Annotated in this window: 17 protein-coding genes, 1 tRNA gene and 1 other annotated feature; of the genes, 12 read left to right on the top strand and 6 right to left on the bottom strand. The window is 45.6% G+C overall.

What is annotated here, in order from left to right:
• Positions 1-50: 50 nt before the first annotated feature.
• A tRNA-Ser gene (locus B5E64_RS05100) sits at positions 51-137 on the bottom strand.
• Positions 138-393: 256 nt separating this feature from the next.
• Here B5E64_RS05100 and tdh point away from each other — a divergent pair.
• The 4 genes from tdh to B5E64_RS05080 all read left to right on the top strand — a co-directional run bounded on the left by tdh (position 394) and on the right by B5E64_RS05080 (position 5688).
• Positions 394-1431 carry an L-threonine 3-dehydrogenase gene (gene tdh, locus B5E64_RS05095; RefSeq protein WP_343215524.1) on the top strand — a complete coding sequence of 346 codons (1038 nt, stop codon included), beginning with the start codon at positions 394-396 and terminating at the stop codon, positions 1429-1431.
• 37 nt (positions 1432-1468) lie between these two features.
• Positions 1469-2671 (top strand): glycine C-acetyltransferase, encoded by a 1203-nt coding sequence (locus B5E64_RS05090; RefSeq protein ID WP_087167443.1) that lies wholly within the window; start codon positions 1469-1471, stop codon positions 2669-2671.
• Positions 2672-2856: 185 nt separating this feature from the next.
• Positions 2857-4215 (top strand): Trk system potassium transporter TrkA, encoded by a 1359-nt coding sequence (gene trkA / locus B5E64_RS05085; RefSeq protein ID WP_087167442.1) that lies wholly within the window; start codon positions 2857-2859, stop codon positions 4213-4215.
• A gap of 33 nt (positions 4216-4248) precedes the next feature.
• Positions 4249-5688 carry a TrkH family potassium uptake protein gene (locus B5E64_RS05080; protein ID WP_087167441.1) on the top strand — a complete coding sequence of 480 codons (1440 nt, stop codon included), beginning with the start codon at positions 4249-4251 and terminating at the stop codon, positions 5686-5688.
• A 7-nt stretch (positions 5689-5695) separates the two neighbouring features.
• On the opposite strand, the gene B5E64_RS05075 is transcribed toward B5E64_RS05080, so the two are convergent.
• The 4 genes from B5E64_RS05075 to B5E64_RS05060 are packed head-to-tail and all read right to left on the bottom strand — an operon-like array spanning position 5696 to position 9751.
• A complete protein-coding gene (locus B5E64_RS05075) occupies positions 5696-6400 on the bottom strand; it encodes a DUF5714 domain-containing protein (RefSeq protein ID WP_087167440.1) in 705 nt (234 codons plus the stop codon).
• A gap of 32 nt (positions 6401-6432) precedes the next feature.
• Positions 6433-7302 (bottom strand): radical SAM protein, encoded by an 870-nt coding sequence (locus B5E64_RS05070; RefSeq protein WP_242960090.1) that lies wholly within the window; start codon positions 7300-7302, stop codon positions 6433-6435.
• Between the two features lie 25 nt (positions 7303-7327).
• Positions 7328-8629 (bottom strand): 3-phosphoshikimate 1-carboxyvinyltransferase, encoded by a 1302-nt coding sequence (gene aroA, locus B5E64_RS05065; protein WP_087167438.1) that lies wholly within the window; start codon positions 8627-8629, stop codon positions 7328-7330.
• A 30-nt stretch (positions 8630-8659) separates the two neighbouring features.
• Positions 8660-9751, bottom strand: a complete 1092-nt coding sequence (locus B5E64_RS05060; protein ID WP_087167437.1) for a prephenate dehydrogenase — start codon at positions 9749-9751, stop codon at positions 8660-8662.
• 409 nt (positions 9752-10160) lie between these two features.
• On the opposite strand from B5E64_RS05060, the gene B5E64_RS05055 reads away from it, so the two are divergent.
• Entirely contained in the window at positions 10161-12236 is a 2076-nt protein-coding gene (locus B5E64_RS05055) for an elongation factor G (RefSeq protein ID WP_087167436.1), read from the top strand.
• A 139-nt stretch (positions 12237-12375) separates the two neighbouring features.
• Positions 12376-14055, top strand: coding sequence for a hypothetical protein (locus B5E64_RS05050; protein WP_087167435.1), 1680 nt, complete (start codon positions 12376-12378; stop codon positions 14053-14055).
• Positions 14056-14165: 110 nt separating this feature from the next.
• Here the strand turns inward: B5E64_RS05050 and B5E64_RS05045 are convergent, their stop codons facing one another.
• Positions 14166-14588, bottom strand: a complete 423-nt coding sequence (locus tag B5E64_RS05045; RefSeq protein WP_087167434.1) for a hypothetical protein — start codon at positions 14586-14588, stop codon at positions 14166-14168.
• A 120-nt stretch (positions 14589-14708) separates the two neighbouring features.
• Here B5E64_RS05045 and B5E64_RS17970 point away from each other — a divergent pair, with 120 nt between their 5' ends.
• From B5E64_RS17970 to B5E64_RS05015, 6 genes are all read left to right on the top strand, one after another.
• Complete coding sequence (locus B5E64_RS17970; protein WP_158099245.1) at positions 14709-14861, top strand: hypothetical protein; 153 nt, start codon at positions 14709-14711, stop codon at positions 14859-14861.
• Positions 14838-15058 (top strand) — a binding site (T-box leader). It overlaps the preceding gene by 24 nt.
• Positions 15059-15180: 122 nt before the next feature.
• Positions 15181-17604 carry a leucine--tRNA ligase gene (gene leuS, locus B5E64_RS05035; protein WP_087167432.1) on the top strand — a complete coding sequence of 808 codons (2424 nt, stop codon included), beginning with the start codon at positions 15181-15183 and terminating at the stop codon, positions 17602-17604.
• 251 nt (positions 17605-17855) lie between these two features.
• Complete coding sequence (locus B5E64_RS05030) at positions 17856-18506, top strand: sugar O-acetyltransferase (RefSeq protein ID WP_087167431.1); 651 nt, start codon at positions 17856-17858, stop codon at positions 18504-18506.
• Between the two features lie 278 nt (positions 18507-18784).
• Positions 18785-19675 (top strand): proline iminopeptidase-family hydrolase, encoded by an 891-nt coding sequence (locus B5E64_RS05025; protein ID WP_087167430.1) that lies wholly within the window; start codon positions 18785-18787, stop codon positions 19673-19675.
• A 271-nt stretch (positions 19676-19946) separates the two neighbouring features.
• On the top strand, positions 19947-20102 hold the full coding sequence (locus tag B5E64_RS18735) for a hypothetical protein (RefSeq protein WP_330677587.1): 156 nt from the start codon (positions 19947-19949) through the stop codon (positions 20100-20102).
• Between the two features lie 31 nt (positions 20103-20133).
• On the top strand, positions 20134-21033 hold the full coding sequence (locus tag B5E64_RS05015) for an NAD-dependent epimerase/dehydratase family protein (protein WP_087167429.1): 900 nt from the start codon (positions 20134-20136) through the stop codon (positions 21031-21033).
• Positions 21034-21097 lie beyond the last annotated feature (64 nt).

Here is a 21097-nt window from a genome sequence, read left to right as displayed (position 1 = left end):
TGAAAAAAGCTCCCGGGCAGGACTGTAACTGCCGGAGAGCTTTTTGAAAGCGGAGATGGTGGGAGTCGAACCCACGCGCCCTTGCGGACCTATCGCATTTCGAGTGCGACCTCTTACGACCACTTGAGTACATCTCCATAGTCGCTGATAGAATCAGCTTATATATTATATCAAAAGATCTATAAAAAGAAAAGAGAAAATCCGGAAAAAAATCAACTTGCCTTTTGTAGAAAGACAACTGTCTTTGTATGCGAGAAAAAGACAAGTGAGATTAAAATGTTTGTCAGAGACGGAAAAAATGCTTGAAATTTTACAAAGGAGGGAGTATTATTAAGATAGAAATTAGGCAGTTTGTCAAAAGAACGGAGGAATTCAAAAATGAGCGATAACATGATGTGGGCATTGGTAAAAGAGAAACCGGAAGCAGGTTTATGGATGAAAAGAGTACCGATTCCGGAAGTAGGACCAAATGATGTAAAGATCAAAATCCACAAAACGGCTATCTGCGGTACAGACGTACATATTTATCAGTGGAATGAATGGGCACAGCATACGATTCCGATCGGACTGACAGCAGGTCATGAGTATGTCGGAGAAGTCGTAGAAGTAGGTCCTGGAGTACAGGGATTCAAGATCGGAGATCTCGTATCCGGTGAAGGACATATCACATGCGGCAAATGCCGGAACTGCCTGGAAGGACACAAGGAAAACTGCAAAGATGCAAAAGGTGTTGGCGTTAACAGAAATGGTGCATTTGCAGAATATCTTGTAATTCCGGCTTCCAATGTATGGCCGTGCAATCCGAATATCCCGGAAGAGATGTATGCGATTTTTGATCCGTTCGGAAACGCTACACATACAGCTCTTTCCTATGATATGCTGGGAGAGGATGTTCTGATTACAGGCGCAGGCCCGATCGGAATTATGGCAGCGGCAATCGCAAAATTTGCAGGAGCAAGACACGTTGTTGTTACAGACCTGAACCAGTATCGCCTGGATCTTGCAACAAAACTTGGGGCAACAAGAACAGTAAACTTAAAAGAAGAAAAACTGACAGACGTCATGAAAGAAATTGGTATGACAGAGGGGTTTGACGTAGGTCTTGAAATGTCCGGAAGCCCGGCAGGACTTTCTGATATGATTCACAATATGAAACACGGCGGAAAGATCGCGCTTCTCGGACTTCAGGGAACAGAAACGAAAGTCGATCTGGAGACAGTAATCTTCAATGGTCTGAATATCCGCGGTATCTATGGAAGAAAAGTATGGGATACCTGGTACAAGATGTCCACAATGCTTCAGGCAGGACTTGATATTTCCCCGATCATTACACACCGCTTCGACATCAAAGATTACGAAAAAGGATTCGAGGCAATGATCTCCGGAAATTCAGGAAAAGTAGTACTTGACTGGTCTCATATCAATGACTAGGCAAGCGATCGAAAATAAGAAAGGAAGATAGATTCAAATGGCACGTAAAAATGATATTTTAAGCATTTATACAAAAACAGTAGATGAAATCAAAGAAGCAGGCCTTTTCAAAGGGGAAGCTCCGATCTGCTCTCCTCAGGGAGCAAAAGTAGTTCTGGAAGATGGAAAAGAGTACCTCAACATGTGTGCAAACAACTATCTGGGACTTGGTAACAACCAGAGACTGATCGACGCTGCAAAGCGTACTTATGATGAAAGAGGATTCGGTGTTGCTTCAGTACGTTTCATCTGCGGAACACAGGACATTCATAAACAGCTGGAGAAAAAGATCTCTGATTTCCTTGGAACAGACGATACTATCCTTTACTCCTCCTGCTTTGATGCAAACGGCGGTCTGTTTGAGACAATTCTGAAAGCAGAAGACGCAGTCATCAGTGATGAACTGAACCATGCTTCCATTATCGATGGAGTACGTCTCTGCAAAGCAAAGAGATATCGTTACAAAAACAATGATATGGAAGATCTGGAAGCAAAATTAAAAGAGGCAGATGAAGCCGGAGCAAGAATCAAACTGATCGCTACAGACGGTGTATTCTCCATGGACGGTATCATCGCAAACCTGAAAGGTATCTGTGATCTTGCTGACAAATACAATGCACTTGTTATGGTAGATGACAGCCACGCAGTTGGATTTGTAGGCAAAAAAGGCCGTGGTACAGCAGAATACTGTGGAGTAGAAGGCCGTGTAGATATTATCACGGGAACACTTGGAAAAGCCCTGGGCGGAGCATCAGGCGGATACACATCCGGACGTCAGGAAATTATTGACCTGCTTCGTCAGCAGAGCCGTCCGTATCTGTTCTCCAACTCTCTTGCACCGGCAATTGTCGGAGCAAGCATGGAACTGTTTGATATGTTAAGCGAAAGCACAGAACTCCGTGACCATCTGGAGGAAGTTACTACTTACTACCGCCAGAAACTGGATGAAAATGGATTTGACGTTATTCCGGGAACACATCCATGTGTGCCGGTTATGATCTACGATGAGAAGACAGCTGCTGAATTCGCTAAGAGAATGATGGAAAAAGGTGTTTATGTCGTAGCATTCTCCTATCCGGTAGTACCGAAGGGAAAAGCAAGAATCCGTACACAGGTATGTGCAAGCCATACAAAAGAAGATATCGATTTCATCGTAAAATGCTTCATCGAAGTGCGTGAAGAAATGGGACTGAACAAATAACATTATATTGTGTAGCCATGATAGCAGAAAGACGCCGGAAGGCGTCTTTTTGCATGAAAAGAAAAGTACGGTCCGGGTCAATGTAAAATCTTGGAGAAAGATATTGCTTTTCTGCGGAAAAGGAGTATAATGATTAAGATTTCATAAAAATTATATAAAATTTTTTTGTTTACGCAGGAGGAATCATGAATATCATTATTGTAGGAGCTGGAAAAGTAGGAACAACAATTGCAGACCAGCTTAGCTCTGAAAATCATAATATTACGATTATTGACCTGAATCAAAAGAAAGTGGAAGAGGCGGAAGAAGAGTTTGATGCGATGGGGATTGTGGGAAACGGTGCCAGCCATCAGGTACAGGTGGAGGCCGGTGTCATGGATGCGGAACTTCTGATCGCAGTTACCGGTTCAGACGAATTGAATCTTCTTTGCTGCCTGATCGCGAAGAAGACGGGAAAGTGCCAGACAATCGCGAGAGTAAGAAATCCGATTTACAGCAAGGAAGTAAACTTCATCAAGCGCCAGATGGGCCTGTCGGTTGTTATCAATCCGGAGCTGACGGCCGCTCAGGAGATTTCCCAGCTGCTTCGTCTTCCGTACGCCAAGAAGGTTGATACATTTGCAAGAGGAAGGGTGGAAATGATCAAATTCCGGATGAATCCGGAACTCCATATGGATGGACTTCAGGTCGCGGATATTATTTCCAAAATGAAGTGTGACATTATGATCTGCGGCGTGGAGAGACAGGGACAGGTTGTGATCCCGAACGGAGATTTTGTTCTGAAGAACAACGATATGGTATCCATGATGGCAGTGCCGAAGGAGACGGCAAAGTTCTTCCGCAAAATGGGGATTCCGACCCATCAGGCAAAAAGTACACTGATTGTAGGCGGGGGCACGATAGCATACTATCTTGCAAAGCAGCTTCTCGAAATGAGGGTGGATGTCAGAATTATAGAACAGAATAAAGAGCGGTGTGAGATGCTCAGTGAACAGCTGCCGGAAGCTACGATTCTTCAGGGAGACGGAACTGACAAGGAATTTCTCCTGGAAGAGGGTCTGATGCATGCGGATTCCTTTGTGGCGCTGACCAATATGGATGAGGAAAACCTGATGCTTGCACTGCTTGCACGAAAATACTCGAACGCAAAACTGATTGCCAAGGTCAACCGGATTCACTTCGAGGAAGTAGTGGATGAACTGGATATTGACAGCGTTATCTATCCGAAAAACCTTGCGGCGGATCACATTGTCCGCTATACAAGAGCGATGCAGAATTCCCTTGGAAGCAATGTGGAGACTCTTTACAAAATCCTGGACGGACAGGCGGAAGCGCTGGAGTTTGTCATCCGGGAAGATTCCAGTGTCACAAATCAGAGGCTTATGGATCTTCCGTTAAAGGATCATCTGCTTGTATGTTATATCAGCAGATATGGAAAACTGAAGATGGCCCGTGGACAGGACATGCTGAAAGTAGGGGATTCCGTGATTATCGTGACAACTCACAAGGGTCTTCACGACATTGCGGATATTCTGAAATATTAATGAGAGACCAGACGGGGAAAAGGAGTAAAGACTATGAATTATTCTATGGTAATGTATATCGTAGGGTGGATACTGAATTTTGAAGCAGCGTTTATGCTTCCTTCCTGTCTTGTGGCGGTGATTTATCAGGAAAAATGCGGAATTTCTTTTTTGATTACAATGGCAGCTGCACTGGTAATCGGAATACCGCTGACGGTTCGGAAACCCAAAAACAAAGACTTCCATTCCAGGGAAGGATTTGCCAGCGTTGCCCTTGGATGGATTGTACTGAGCATCGTGGGGGCGGTACCATTTGTGATAAGCGGAGTGATTCCAAATCCGGTGGAAGCGTTGTTTGAGGCAGTATCCGGATTTACAACCACCGGATCCAGCGTTCTGACGAATGTGGAGGTAGTGCCGCGCTGTATTCTCTTTTGGAGAAGTTTTACCCACTGGATCGGCGGAATGGGAGTACTCGTTTTCATTATGGCGATTCTGCCGCTGAGCGGAGGAAAAAATATCAATCTGATGCGGGCGGAAAGTCCGGGACCGTCCGTCACAAAAATGACTTCCAAAATCAAGAGTACGGCAAAAGTTCTGTATCAGATCTATATTGTCATGACAATCATTCAGATCATACTTCTTCTGATCGGGAAGATGCCTTTGTTTGACGCACTTACCATCACATTTGGAACGGCCGGGACCGGCGGCTTTGGAATTAAGAACGACAGTCTTGCCGGATATTCGCCGTATCTGCAGTATGTAGTGACAACTTTCATGATTTTGTTCGGTGTTAATTTTAATTTTTATTTCCTTCTGCTTCTGAAAAAACCGATAGAAGCATTAAAAAGCGAGGAGGTCAGATGGTATTTTGGGATCATTGCGGCGGCCGTGCTTGTGATCTTTTTGTATATCCGGTCTTCCTATCCGACCGCAGAAGAGGCTTTCCGGCATTCTGCTTTTCAGGTGGGATCTATTATTACAACGACCGGGTATGCAACGACAGACTTTAACCTCTGGGCACAGGTGCCCCGGACCATTCTGGTCATGCTGATGTTTGTAGGGGCATGTGCGGGAAGTACCGGAGGAGGAATCAAGGTATCCCGTATTCTGATTCTCGGAAAGACCATCAGAAAAGAACTGAACCAGCTTGTACATCCTACCGGAGTCAAGAAACTTCAGATGGACGGACGGCTGATTTCACACGAAGTACTCAGGGCTGCAAATGTCTATATGATTATTTATATTCTGATTTTTGCGTTTTCGGTACTGCTGGTTGGAATTGATGATTTCGATCTGGTAACAAATTTTACAGCAGTAGCAACGACATTAAATAATGTCGGCCCTGGACTTGAAATGGTCGGGCCGACAGGAAATTTCAGTGCGTTCAGCAATGGAACGACACTCGTTATGATCTTTGACATGCTCGCCGGAAGGCTGGAACTGTTTCCGCTTCTTTTATTATTCCATCCGGGAGCATGGAAAAAGTTTTGATTACATATCAGGAAAGTGGATAGAACGGGCAGAGGGTTTTCAGACACTGTCCGTTTTCTTCATGGAAAGAACAGCGGATGCTGCAGGAAACCGGGAGTTCCACCTGAAAATGCTCTTTTGTAAATTCTACTGCACTTAAAATAGCAAGGAATGAATCCCGTTTGCAGCATCTTGGACCGCCGTGAGTTCCAATGTTTTCCAGAGACCTGGAGGTCATTTGATTGGAAAGCCCCCAGGAAGTACCGGCAAGAGGAGTTGTCTTTGAGAGGATGGAGCAGTATATTCCAGTGCTGACTCCGGCACCGCAGCATCCCCAGAAGCCGCAGACACCGCCAGGCACCTGTTTGCCACGTTCTTCCATTAAAGAGAGTGCTTCCTCAAGATCGATACTGCCTCCACAGTTTTTATAAGCGGTCAGAAGGGCGGAGCCGACGAGGATATGGTGTTCAGGTCCATGCATATAGATAAAAGGATTCTGCATGAGCTGCTGTGCGATCTGAATCGGATCTTTCAGATCCGTGGAAAGGCAGAAGTCCCGGATGGCTTCAAGTCCCTTTGCTTCGTGACAGGAATCGCAGACAAAATGTCCATCTTCACAGCAGGCATTGGATAAAAACGTCTGATGACAGATGGAACATTCCATTTCCTTTGCGTGTTCTGTATAAATCAATTCTTTGCCGCAGATTAAGCAGGCGTTTGGATTCCGTTTCATGTGTTTATTCTCCCTGGTTTTCATTTTTACATTTAAAATCCACAGGATGCCAGAAGCATATCGATCGCATCCAGAAGAGAAGCTTTTTCTTCCGGAAGGCGTCCCTGGATGGTATAGGTATTGAGGACGGTAGTGTCATGGAACATGCAGTCTTTGACGGTCAGATTTTCCAGCATGATCCGTTCCTCCCAGAGCATCTCGGCATCGTTCATCATGTCGAAGTGCCCTTTCTTTGCATCCTTATAAAGCGGGGTGTCCGGCCAGAGTTTCAGCTTCAGACACCAGATATCCGCCGGGTGCAGCTGGTTTAGCAGCCGGGCGGTGGCAAGGGCATGGTGGACGGAAAAACGGCGCCCGCCAAGTCCAAGAATAATGGTGACATAATATTCGATTCCCACAGCCTCCAGCCTTCGAAGCTGTACAAGCATATCCATGGAGGTGACTCCTTTATTCTGCTCAAGCAGGATGGAATCACTTCCGCTTTCCAGTCCGATGTGGAGGGTGGAAAGTCCCATCTTATGGAGCATCCGAAGCTCTTCATCCGTTTTCCGTGCAATGTCGTCTATGCGGGAATACATGGAAAATTCGTGAATATTCGGCATATACTGATCTGTCATATCAAAAATCTGGCAAAGCTTCTGATAATCGAGAACAAAGGCGTTTTCTCCCAGCAGAAAGAGCCGGTACGCATCCGGGCGGAAACGGCCCAGGATCTGCATGTTCCGCCGGATCTGTTCCATGGAATGAATCTGGAACGGGTCCTTTGCAAAGTCGCAGAACCGGCATTTCGCGTGGCTGCATCCAAGGGCAACCTCCAAGGCCGCGCAGTCCTGTTCGCTTGGCGGCAGATAGATCGTATCGTGCGTATAGATGGAGGCGAATAATTCTTCATTGGTCATCATAAGACACCCCTTTCTTTTCGAAAGATTATACGGTAAGTGTGTGCAGAGCTTCAAAAAATCCCGGATAGGAGACATCGACACACTGTTCTTCCAGAATCGTTGTTTCCCCTTCAGAGGCAAGTCCTGCCACAGCAAATGCCATGGCGATACGGTGGTCCATGTAAGGGTGGATTTCGGCACCGTGGAGCGGTTTCCCGCCCTGAATAATCATGCCGTCGTCGGTTGGAGTGACATCTGCGCCCATGGCCTTCAGATTTTCCGTTACGGTCCGGATCCGGTCGGTTTCTTTCACTTTCAGCTCTGCCGCATCGCGGATGATGGTCTGGCCCTTGGCAAATGCGGCAAGGACGGCGATCATCGGAATTTCATCGATCAGCGTCGGGATTACCGTTCCCTCGATGCAGACGCCGTGAAGACTGGAACTGCGTACGAGAAGATCTGCGGTCGGTTCTCCCGCACCCTGATTCTGATTGAGATAGGTAATATCGGCCCCCATATCTTTGCAGACCTTTAAAATTCCAGCACGGGTTTCGTTGATCCCCACGTTTTTAATCAGAACTTCTGATCCCGGTACCAAGAGGGCGGCAGCGATAAAATAGGCCGCGGAGGAAATATCGCCCGGTACAAGAATGTCCTGGGCGTAAAGCTCTTCACATGGAGAAATCCGGATTTCGGCGGAGCCGTCTTTTAGGATCTCTGTATGAAGATCGGCTCCAAACTGGGAGAGCATCAGCTCGGTATGGTTTCTGGAAAGAGCCGGCTCATGGACAGAAGTCTCTCTGTCAGCATACAGCCCTGCAAGGAGGATGGCCGATTTGACCTGGGCGGAGGCTACCGGAGAATCGTAGTGGATTCCGTGAAGATCCATGCGACCGTCGATCTGAAGTGGGGCACAGTCATTTCCGCGGAGACTTTTGATCTGTGCGCCCATCATGGAAAGCGGGTGGATGATCCGTCCCATAGGTCTGGAATTTAATGACGCATCTCCGGAAAGTACAGAAGTAAAATTCTGGGCGCTTAGGATTCCGGAAATCAGTCTTGTAGTTGTACCGCTGTTTCCCACATCCAGTGTGGCGGCAGGAGCGGTAAGCCCGCGGATTCCTTTGCCGTGGACGAGAATCCGGCCGTCAGATTCTTTTTGGATTTCAATTCCCATCTGACGGAAGCATCCGATGGTAGAAAGGCAGTCCGCACCCTCCAGAAAGTGGCGGACGGAGGTCACGCCCTTTGCAAGGGCTCCGAACATAATGCTTCTGTGGGAGATGGATTTATCTCCCGGTATGGTAATCTCTCCTTTCAGAGGAGAGGATGATTTGATCTGTCTCATAAATAATCTCCCTTATATCATTTTCGGCTATCAGGAACGCTCATAGACCGTATAGCGGTGTCTGCGGAGAACCTGGGCTGCCTTTTCCTGAGCGGCACCTTCATAAAATTCAATTCTGAGAACACCTTCTTCGAACTCGCGGTTGTGAATGATCCCGATATTTTTAATACTGATATTATTGGAGGCAAGGATGGTTGCGATGGTGGCAATCCCGCCCGCCTCATCGATGATATCACAGTAGATGGCAAAAAGCTTTTTGATCGGTCCGGCGGAAATATCCGGAACAGAATTCCGGTAGTTCCGTGAAGTGTCGAAGAAATTGTAGATTCCCTGGGAATCGCCCGCATCAATCAGCTTTTTGACGTCCTCCAGTGTCTTGATGTAGTTTCCGAGAATTTCGGAGACATTTTCCCGGTTTGTCATAAGGACGTGTTCCCACATCGTCGGGGAAGAGGATGCAATCCTTGTGATATCCTTAAAACCGCCGGCGGCTAATAGTTTCATCAGTTCATCCGTCGTATCATGATCCCGGACGAAATTGACAAGGCCGGAGGCGATTACATGCGGCAGATGACTGATCGTTCCTGTGATGTAATCGTGCGTCCTGCAGTCCAGTGTGACCGGAATCGCACGGATTGCCTGAATAAACTCTGTGAAGGCCTGTATTTTTTCCTTCTGTTCAGGTCTGGACGGAGAGAGAATATAGTAGGCATTCTCAATCAGAACCGCCTTGGAATTCACATATCCGGATTTTTCTGATCCTGCCATCGGGTGTCCTCCGATAAAAAAGTCGGAGAGCCCAAGTTTTTCCACCTCCTGATGGATCGGCGTCTTGACGCTGCCGACATCGGTCAGGATCGTTTTCTCTGAGAGAAACGGCTTTATCTGGCTTAAATAGGCAGAATTGTAAATGACCGGTGTGCACAGAAACAGATAGTCACACCCTTTGAAATTTTCGTCAATGACTGTTACCGCCGTATTGATGACCGATTCGGCAGTTGCAAGGGCCAGTGTTTCCCGGCTTTTATCAAAAGCGACGATCTCACTTTCCGGAAAATACTGGCGGATGGCCTTTGCGATCGAACCACCGATCAATCCAAGCCCGATAAATCCTGTTTTCATAATTAAGTCCTCATCTTTCCTGATCTTGTTATTTCTTCCATTTTAGAAGATTTTCAGATGTTTGTCAAAATACATCTGATAGAATCCATATTCAAAATGTTCAAGTAATAGTCAACTATTCAGCCATGCAGCTTAGATTCGCAGCTCGCGCTGCTTTTCGCTGCTTACGCAGCTGAATCTTCGCTTATGGCTAAACGCCATATGTCCTGAAACAACTCAAACCTTCTGCAAGCAAGCTTGCGCCAGGTTTTCATTGTTACAGGCCGCATGGCTGAATAGTTATAGAAACATTGTGAAAATTCAATAAAAGAGTTGTAAAATTACGAAAAATTTAGTACAATATACCCATGATTACTGTTAAAACAAGAACGGTAAAATTTGAGCTAGAAAATCAAGGAGGCAGCACTATATGAAAGTTTACAGGACGGATGAAATCAGAAACGTTGTTTTGTTAGGTCATGGCGGATGCGGAAAGACAAGTCTTGCAGAAGCGATGGCCTATGTATCAGGCGCGGTAAACAGGATGGGAAAAGTAGGGGACGGAAATACCATCAGCGATTTCGATAAAGAGGAACAGAAACGCGGATTTTCTATCGGCACGAGCCTGATCCCGATCGAATGGGAAAAAGCGAAAATTAATGTGCTGGATACACCGGGATACTTCGACTTTGTAGGTGAAGTGGAAGAAGCTGTCAGTGTTGCGGATGCAGCAGTCATTGTTGTTTCCGGAAAAGCGGGCGTAGAGGTCGGAACGGAAAAAGCATGGGAACTCTGCGACAAATACAATCTGCCGCGTATGGTTTACGTGACAGAGATGGATGTGGACGACGCAAGTTTTCGTCAGGTTGTGGAGACACTCCGTGAAAAATACGGGAAGGTGATCGCACCGCACTTCATGCCGATCCGTGAAAACGAGAAGCTCGTCGGATACGTTAACATTATCAAGAATGCGGGACGCCGCTACACAGAGATTGGAAAGAGGGAAGAATGTGAGATCCCGGATTACTGTATGGAATATCTCCAGCAGTACAGAGAAGCATTGATGGAATCAGTGGCAGAGACCAGTGAGGAATTCCTGGACCGCTATCTTTCCGGAGAGGAGTTTTCCATTGAGGAGATCCGTTCCGCGATGCGTACGGAAGTAATGGATGGAGATATCGTTCCGGTAGCAATGGGATCTAATCTTCAGGCACAGGGGGTTGCAAACCTTCTTTCTGATATCGTACGGTTCTTCCCAAGCCCGGCAAACCGTGAATGTGTCGGCATGAACCGGAAAACAAATGCCATCTATGAGGCAAATTATGATTTTGCGAAAGCAAAGAGTGCATATGTATATAAGACCATGGTGGATCCGTTTATCGGAAAATATTCTTTCATCAAAGTGTGCTCCGGCGTTATCAAAGGTGATGACGTGCTGTACAATGCAGACACAGATGCAGAGGCAAAGCCGGGCAAGATTTACACGATGCTTGGAAATAAGCCGATTGAAGTATCAGAGCTGTTTGCAGGAGATATTGGGGCCATTGCAAAACTGACCACTACGAAGACAGGAGATACACTTTCTACAAAGAACACACAGATTGCATACGCAAAAACCGAGTATTCCCAGCCTTATACCTACATGAAATATACGACCAAGACCAAGGGAGATGAAGATAAGGTATCCCAGGCACTTTCCAGAATGATGGCAGAAGATGTGACGATGAAGGTTGTCAATGATACAGAAAACAGACAGATTCTTCTGTACGGTATGGGAGACCAGCATCTGGAAATTATTGCAAGCAAACTCGCCTCCAGATATAAAGTAGAGATTACTCTTGAGAAACCAAAGGTAGCATTCCGCGAGACGATCCGGAAGAAATCCGATATTGATTCCAAATATAAGAAACAGTCAGGAGGACACGGACAGTATGGTCATGTCAAGATGACATTCGAGCCGTCCGGTGATCTGGAAGAGCCATTCGTATTTGAAGAAAAAGTCGTAGGAGGAGCGGTTCCGAAGAACTACTTCCCGGCTGTGGAAAAAGGTCTCCAGGAAGCTGTACAGAAAGGACCTCTTGCCGGATATCCGGTAGTCGGAGTGAAAGCAACGCTGTACGATGGTTCCTATCATCCGGTAGACTCTTCTGAAATGGCATTTAAGACCGCAACGATCCAGGCATTCAAGAAAGGAATCATGGAAGCATCTCCGGTACTTCTTGAACCAATCGCATCCCTGAAGGTAACAGTTCCGGATGAATATACCGGTGACGTTATGGGTGATCTGAACAAGCGCCGCGGCCGTGTGCTTGGCATGAATCCGGTCAACGGAGGAAAACAGGCAATTGAAGCCGATGTTCCGATGATGGAGCTTTACGGATACTGCACGAACCTCCGTTCCATGACAGGAGGACGCGGTACTTATGAATATCAGTTTGCAAGATATGAGCAGGCTCCGTCCGACGTTCAGGAAAAAGAGATTGCAAACAGAGCAGCAGAGGAATAATCGTACCTTGAAAGAACGTACATAAGAGAGGGTCCGGCTATGCGGGAAAGAGCGTATGGCCGGACCCTTGTTTTCGTAAGAAAAGAGTGTTATAATTGCTTACCATAACCAGTCAATGAAATAAAGAAGAGGAGAAGCTATGAAAAAGACAAAAATGAAAGTTCTGACTGTAATTGGCCTGATTCTGCTTGCCGGTATTTATTACTATGTGAAGCTTCCGGCTATCAATATCCATGCTGCGGGATTCTGGACTTTCCTGCTTGTGGTGATTGCGGCTCTTGCGGTTATCTACATTGGAAAGAAAAAACTGTTCCGAAAAGAGGAGATCAAACAGTCCGGGATCGCAAAAGGTCTGATCGGTCTTTTTGTGCTGATCGGTGTTATTTATCTTGGAGGAACACTCCTTTCTTCACCGATCATCAACGCGAAAAAGTATCAGAAGCTCCTGACTGTGGAGGAAGGGGATTTTCAGACAGATATCAAGGAACTTTCCTTTGACCAGATTCCGCTTCTGGACCGGGAGTCTGCAACCCTTCTTGGAAACAGAAAGATGGGAAGCATGGTGGACATGGTGTCCCAGTTTGAAGTGGATGAGCTCTACAGCCAGATCAACTATCAGGACAAGCCGGTCCGGGTATCGCCGCTTCGCTATGCGAATGTAATCAAGTGGTTTACGAATCAGTCTGAAGGAATTCCGGCCTATATCCGGATCGATATGACAACACAGTCTACAGAACTCGTTATGCTCGATGAAGGAATGAAATATTCCACCAGCGAATATTTTAACCGGAATATCCACAGACATCTCCGTTTCCGGTATCCGACCTATATTTTCGGAGAACTGAGTTTTGAGATTGATGATGAAGGTGTGCCGTACTGGGTTGCTCCGGTGAAGAAATTCAATATCGGGTTGTTTGGAGGCGAGACGGTAGGACGGGTTGTGCTTTGCAACGCGATTACCGGAGAGACGACAGACTATGCCATCGATGAAGTGCCGGAGTGGATTGACCACGCTTATGATCCGGATCTTCTGATCCAGCTCTACGACTATTACGGAACGCTCAAACATGGATTCTTTAACAGTATTCTGAGCCAGAAAGACTGCCTGAAGACAACAGACGGATATAACTATCTGGCCATTGATGACGATGTCTGGGTATATACCGGAGTGACATCGGTCAATGAAGACCAGTCCAACGTTGGATTTGTCCTGATGAATCAAAGGACGATGGAGACGAAGTTCTATGAAGTGGAAGGAGCGACGGAGAATTCTGCCATGTCCTCGGCGGAAGGCCAGGTACAGAATCTCCATTATACGGCGACATTTCCGCTGCTTTTGAATATTTCCGGTGAGCCGACATACTTCATCGCGCTCAAAGATGACGCGGGCCTTGTGAAAAAATATGCCATGGTCAATGTTCAGAAATATCAGGTCGTGGCGATCGGGGACACCGTCAGCAAGTGCGAGGAAAACTATCTTGAACTGATGAGGGAGAACGGGATCGAGACAGATGACAGTGCCGCAGCAAAAGAAACAAAAACCATTACCGGTACGATTACCAGAATCGCTCAGGGCGTTGTGGAAGGAGATTCCCACTTCTACGTGATGGTAGAAGGTTCGGATGAGATCTTTGATGTTTCGGTCGTTGATTTTATTGATATCATCAAATATGATGTTGGACAGGAAGTGACGATGGAATACCGGGAGGGTGAAAAGACCAATGTGGTACTTTCCCTCAACGGCGAAGAAAAGAATCCGATTGAAGAGGAGACCGAAGAAACAGACAATAATAGCGGGACTGCTTTGCAGGAAGAATAAAAGCAATAAAACAAGGAGACGCGATATCGACCGTCTCCTTGTTTTTAAAAACGAACTGCTGTCTGATCAGGTAAGGACTCTTTGTGGCAGCAGTTCGTCAGCCGGCATTATCAGTTCAGATAAGTACAGCCCTCAGCGTCTACAAGATGGAGATCATCTTTTCCTGCACTGATGCTTACATAAAAATCAAGATCACACTCTTTTGAAATTTTCTTCAGCTTTTCAACAAATTCCGGGATATCATCAAGAGAGATATGTGCATGTTTCAAAATAGCGTCGATAAAAATCGCCTTAATATCGTGATCTGCACTTGTCATGCCATAAATAAATCCAAGATAGGCATCAATATTGTCGATCGCTTCATAGTCATCCATGCAGATCGCACGGATATCAAAAGATAAGCTGTATGTATCGCGGTGGCTTTTTTTGATAAAGAATACGTGTCCGTCGGACTCCTTTGCCGCTTTGTTGGCAAGTTCAATCATCTGCTGTGTTTTTCCGCTCCCTTTCGGGCCTGTCAATAAATTAACCATATGCATTATCTCCTTTAGCTATATATTTTTCGTACTGAAATGACTTGTGATTATTATACACCTATCAGGGATTTTAAACAATCCTTTTTTGTCAAATTCCACAAAAGAAACTCGAAAAGAATGAAAATAACGAAAAACATTCCAATAAATCCAGAAAAAATCAAATATGGAAAAATTATAGGAAAAAAGGTGGAAATCTTGACAAAGGGAGATGATATGAGTAAAATGAACAGGTATAAAAAAGTACAGAGAAAAACGTCAGATGAGGAATAGTAAGAGCCGATGTTTTTTCAGAGAGCTGCCGTATGGTGCGAGGCAGCAGGACAGACACTCCCAACTCGCCTCGGAGTTCTTCTGGTGAACTCTAGTAGCCGGAAGCGGGTATTCCCGTTACAGATGAGAGTGCGCCGGTCTGCGGACGGGCGAAGAAGAGTGGTACCGCGTGGGCTTTCATGGCTTTCGTCTCTTGGATATGTTCAGAGACGGAAGTTTTTTTATTCTATAGATAATCTAATGGATCTGTCAGGAAGCTTTTGCGGGTATAAAAGAAAGCATAAAATGGTTACTATATTATGTAAGGAGGAAATCAAAGATGCCGACACCTTATAATCACAAGGCAATCGAGAAAAAGTGGCGTGCACACTGGGAAGAGCATCCGGTGAATGTGCAGGAAGATGAGAGAGGAAAACATGAGAAATATTACTGCCTCGACATGTTCCCGTATCCGTCAGGAAACGGTCTGCATGTCGGACACTGGAGAGGATATGTCATCTCCGATGTATGGAGCCGTTACAAACTGCTTCAGGGATACTATATCATTCATCCGATGGGATGGGATGCATTCGGACTTCCGGCAGAAAACTACGCGATCAAAATGGGCGTTCATCCGGCAAAGTCCACAGCGGAAAATGTAAAGAATATCAAGAGACAGATCAATGAGATCGCGGCTCTTTACGACTGGGACAGAGAGGTCAACACGACAGACCCGAACTTCTACAAATGGACTCAGTGGATTTTTGTAAAGATGTTTAAGGCCGGCCTTGCTTACGAGAAAGAGTTCCCGATCAACTGGTGCCCGTCCTGTAAGACCGGACTTGCAAACGAGGAAGTTGTCAATGGAAAATGTGAGCGCTGCGGTACGGAAGTAACAAAGAAGAACCTCCGTCAGTGGATGCTCAAGATTACCAAATATGCAGAGAGACTTCTGAACGACCTGGACAAACTGGACTGGCCGGAGAAGGTTAAGAAGATGCAGACAGACTGGATCGGTAAATCCTACGGTGCCGAGGTAGAGTTCCCGGTGGATGGAAGAGATGAAAAGATCACTGTCTACACAACAAGACCGGATACACTTTACGGCGCAACCTTTATGGTACTGGCTCCGGAGCATGCTCTTGCAAAAGAACTTGCAACCGATGAGACAAGAGAAGCAGTGGAGAAATATATCTACGACGCTTCCATGAAGTCTAATGTTGACCGCCTTCAGGATAAGGAAAAAACCGGAGTTTTCACAGGAAGCTACGCGGTCAATCCGATCAACGGAGCAAAGGTGCCGATCTGGCTGTCTGATTATGTACTGGCTGACTACGGTACCGGAGCAATCATGTGCGTACCGGCACATGATGACCGTGACTTTGCATTTGCAACAAAATTCAACATTCCGATCATTCAGGTTATCGCCAAAGACGGAAAAGAAATTGAAAATATGACAGAAGCCTACACAGAGGCATCCGGAACCATGATCAATTCCGGAGAATGGAACGGCATGGAATCCGCTGTTCTGAAAAAGGAAGCTCCGGTGATGATCGAAGAGCGCGGTATCGGAAGAAAGACCGTCAACTACAAACTGCGTGACTGGGTATTCTCCCGCCAGAGATACTGGGGAGAACCGATCCCGATTGTACACTGCCCGGACTGCGGCGCTGTACCGGTGCCGGAGGATCAGCTTCCACTGACACTGCCGGATGTAGAGTCCTACGAGCCGACAGGAACAGGAGAATCTCCGCTTGCTGCGATTGATTCCTGGGTTAACACAACCTGTCCGGTCTGTGGAAAGCCGGCCAAGAGAGAGACCAACACCATGCCTCAGTGGGCAGGTTCCTCCTGGTACTTCCTGCGTTATGTAGATCCGCACAATGATAAAGAACTGGTTTCCAGAGAAAAAGCTGACGCTATGCTTCCGGTTGATATGTATATCGGCGGTGTGGAACATGCGGTACTTCATCTTCTGTACTCCCGTTTCTATACGAAGTTCCTGTGTGACATCGGCGTGATCGATTTTGATGAGCCGTTTATCAAGCTCTTCAACCAGGGTATGATTACCGGAAAGAACGGAATCAAGATGAGTAAGTCCAAAGGAAACGTCGTATCTCCGGACGATCTTGTAAGAGATTACGGATGCGACTCCCTGAGAATGTACGAACTCTTCGTTGGACCGCCGGAACTGGATGCGGAGTGGGATGACAGAGGAATCGACGGGGTATACCGTTTCCTGAACAAGCTCTGGAATCTTGTAATGGACAACAAAGACAAAGACGTAACACCATCCAAGGAGATGCTCAAACTCCGTAACAAGATGGTATACGATATTACAACACGTCTGGAAAGCTTCAGCCTGAATACGGTAATTTCCGGATTCATGGAATACAACAACAAGTTTATCGATCTTGCCAAGAAAGAAGGCGGAATTGATAAAGAGACACTTTCCACGATCGCAGTACTGCTTGCACCGTTCGCACCGCACATGGGCGAAGAACTCTGGGAGCAGCTGGGACACGCAGGAAGCGTATTCCATGCAGGATGGCCGACCTATGATGAAGAAGCGATGAAAGACGATGAAATCGAAGTGGCTGTACAGATCAACGGCAAGACAAGAGCTGTTGTAACAATCTCCGCAGAAGCAGGAAAAGACGAAGCGATTGCTGCCGGCAAGGAAGCAATTAAAGAAAAACTGACCGGAAATATCGTAAAAGAAATCTATGTACCGGGAAGAATCATCAATATTGTAATGAAATAAGCAGGAAAGAGCCAGGAACCCTTGCAGACAGGGGCCTGGCTCTTTTCTCGCTTGACGGAATATGGGAGAAAATGCCGAAATTCTTTACCGGCCATTTAAAACGTTGAGACCGGGAGACGAGAGAAGCGGTTAAGGAATCTTACATCAAAGACAGGAATTGTAGGAGAGAAAATCAGCGGATGTAATATTGTAGAAGTTTGGAGGACTTTCTGCTAATATAAGAATTAGTAAAAAAGAAATGAGGAAGGTATATGAAAGAGGAAGAGAAAATTTTTGCGGGGAAAATGTTTGATCCAAGAAAACAGGAGCTGAAGGATATCAAGCACAAAGCTCATGCTGCATGTCAGAAATATAATATGATGGACGAGTTTGATTCCGACAGAAATGAAGTGATTCGCGATATTCTGGGAAAAGTGGGAAATGTGTTTTATTTTCAGGGCCCTGTGCAGTTTAATTATGGATGTCATACTTTTATCGGGGAAAATTTTTTTGCTAATTTTAATCTGACGGTTATGGATGATGGAAAAATTTTCATTGGTGACAATGTCTGTTTTGGCCCGAATGTTTCTTTGATGGCTACTTCTCATCCTCTTATTGCTCAGGAGAGGATGGGGCTGGACGAAGATGGAAAGACAACGATGGCAGAATATGCGGACGAAATTCATATCGGTAATAATGTCTGGATTGCATGTAATACGGTTGTAATAGGGGGCGTGCATATAGGAAATAATGTCGTGATTGGCGCAGGCAGTGTTGTGACAAAAGATATTCCGGATAATTATCTTGCATTTGGTAATCCGTGCAGACCGGTAAGGCCAATTACAGAAAAGGACAGCAAGAAGGAGTTGATTCTTCCGGAAGATAGAGAGCATTTTTCGTACAATTTGAACTGTATAATCTGATCAGAGGTGGTTCTATTGAGTGAAAAATAATCAGGCAGTCTTAATGTTTCACTTGACAAAAAAATATCCATCAGGGCAGCATAAAGCAGAAAAAGATATTTGCTTTATAGAAATCACCTATAAATACACCAATTCATATTCGGTTATCTTGTATGGTACAGGGATATGATTTTGGATAATATTAACAAAATTCAAAAAAATTACAAAAAAGGGTTCATTTTTTCGCAAAATGTATTATACTTAAAGATAGTGAAAAAAATGTCAGAAAGGGGATAATCATGGCAAAAATTACAGAAGGCTACATGCCGTACTTAGGTTATCAGACTTATTACAGAATTGTTGGGGAAAGAAAAGATAATGGAAAGGCACCATTGATTTGTCTTCACGGAGGACCGGGGTCTACTCATAACTATTTCGAAGTTCTGGACAATGTTGCAGACGATGATGATCGTATGATCGTTATGTACGACCAGATCGGATGCGGAAATTCTTATCTGGACGGACATCCGGAACTTTGGAACCAGAAAGTATGGTTAGACGAGCTGGAAGCTCTGAGAAAACATCTTGACTTAGATGTTTGCCACATCATCGGACAGTCCTGGGGCGGAATGATGCAGATCGCATATGCAGTTGACTATGATCCGAAGGGTGTTAAGAGTTTCATCATTTCAAGTGGTCACCCAAGCAGCTCTCTTTGGGAAAGAGAAGGTCTGCGCCGGATCAAAATGATGCCGCAGGATATGCAGGATGCAATTAACCATGCTCTTGAAACAGGTGATTTCACAGGAGAGGCTTACGATGCTGCAGTTGCAGAATACATGGATAGATATTGCAACTACTGGATTGGAGAAGATGCTCCGGAGTGCTGTACAAGACCGAAAAAATCAGGTTCTGAGTCTTATGTTGAAGGATGGGGACCAAACGAATTCGCACCTACAGGAACACTGAAAGACTTTGAATACATTGACAAACTTGACCAGATCAAGATTCCTTCTCTGATCTGCAGTGGTATTTCAGATCTTTGTTCTCCGCTTGTAGCTAAGACCATGGCAGACAGAATCCCGAATTCTAAATGGATCCTTTGGGAACGTGCAAGACATACATGTTTTGTTGACAGACATGATGATTACTGCGTAGAACTCATCAAATGGATGAATCAGTACGACTAATCTGGTTGAATGTATGAAGTAAATAAAGGGCGCTGCTCTATCATCTGAAAAGTGACAGGGCGGTGCCCTTGTCTTATAAATAATACTCTTGTGTCCAGAACATGCCTGTGATAGGATAGTAAAAATAATCACCTTCCTACTGGGCGGATGTTCCGGGGCAGTTTAAAGTCTTTATCGACAGATGTACGCCATGGTGTAATACACACGAACCTCATGCGTCTGTCCGGGCGGGAAAAAAGGCTATGCAGTTGTATTAAGAACGGGACCAAATATGAAGGAATGCGAACGGATTATTAAAACACTCGAACACTTCTATGGACATCTGGAAATTGAGTGCTGCGGAAGCCTTGGACTATGCTCCGTAGAATGTAAAGAGGATGCGAAGAAAAGGAAAGAGGAAATTATAGAATTTTGCAGCCGGATTTAACCCGGCTTTACATAAGAAAAATGGAGGATGTATGAAAAAAGTACTTGTAACAGGGGGAACCGCATTTGTAAGCAGATACATTGCAGAGTACTATGTTGGGAAAGGATATGATGTCAGTGTACTGAACAGAAACACGAAGAAACAGTCTGACGGCGTGCGGCTGATCGAGGCGGACCGGTATCATCTGGGGGATCGTCTTCGTGATCTTCATTTTGATGTTGTGATTGATACGGGCTATACGGCAAAAGAAGTGGAGCTGCTTCTGGATGCGCTTGGAAGTTATGAAAATTATGTTTTCATCAGTTCCAGCGCAGTTTATCCGGACAATCTCCCGCAGCCGTTTGCGGAAGAAACGCCGCTTGCTGAGAATACATACTGGAGAAAATATGGCACAGACAAGATCGAGGCAGAAGCAGTGCTGCAAAAGAGAGATCCGGATGCATTTATTATAAGGCCGCCGTACTTATACGGGCCGATGAATGATATCTACCGGGAAGCCTTTGTATTTGACTGTGCGATGGCAGACCGGCCGTTTTATCTGCCGGGAGACGGCAGTCTGAAACTGCAGTTTTTCCACATTCAGGATCTGTGCAGATTTCTGGATATTCTACTGGAGAGAAAACCGGAACAGCATATTTTTAATGTGGGAAATCCGGAAATGATTTCTGTCCGGGACTGGGCCGGGCTCTGTTACCGTGCTGCGGGAAAAACGGCTGAATTTGTAAATGTTCAGGAAGCGGTTGAACAGAGAAATTATTTCAGTTTCTGCGAGTATGAATACCAGCTGGATGTGACCAGACAGTGTGCACTCATGCCGGATGCAAAACCATTGGAGGAAGGACTTTCGGAAGCCTTTGCGTGGTACAGACAGAATCAGGATCAGGTGGAGAAGAAGCCGTTTTTTGATTACATTGACATGTATCTGAAATAGAAGAAACCTTTCGGTATATACTGCCAAACCAAAAGATACTTCTGATGTGGAGATCCGGGATTTA

This window comes from Drancourtella sp. An12 (genome assembly GCF_002160935.1).
Taxonomy (GTDB): Bacteria; Bacillota; Clostridia; order Lachnospirales; family Lachnospiraceae; genus Sellimonas; species Sellimonas catena.
This window is presented reverse-complemented; position numbering and strand designations above follow the sequence as displayed.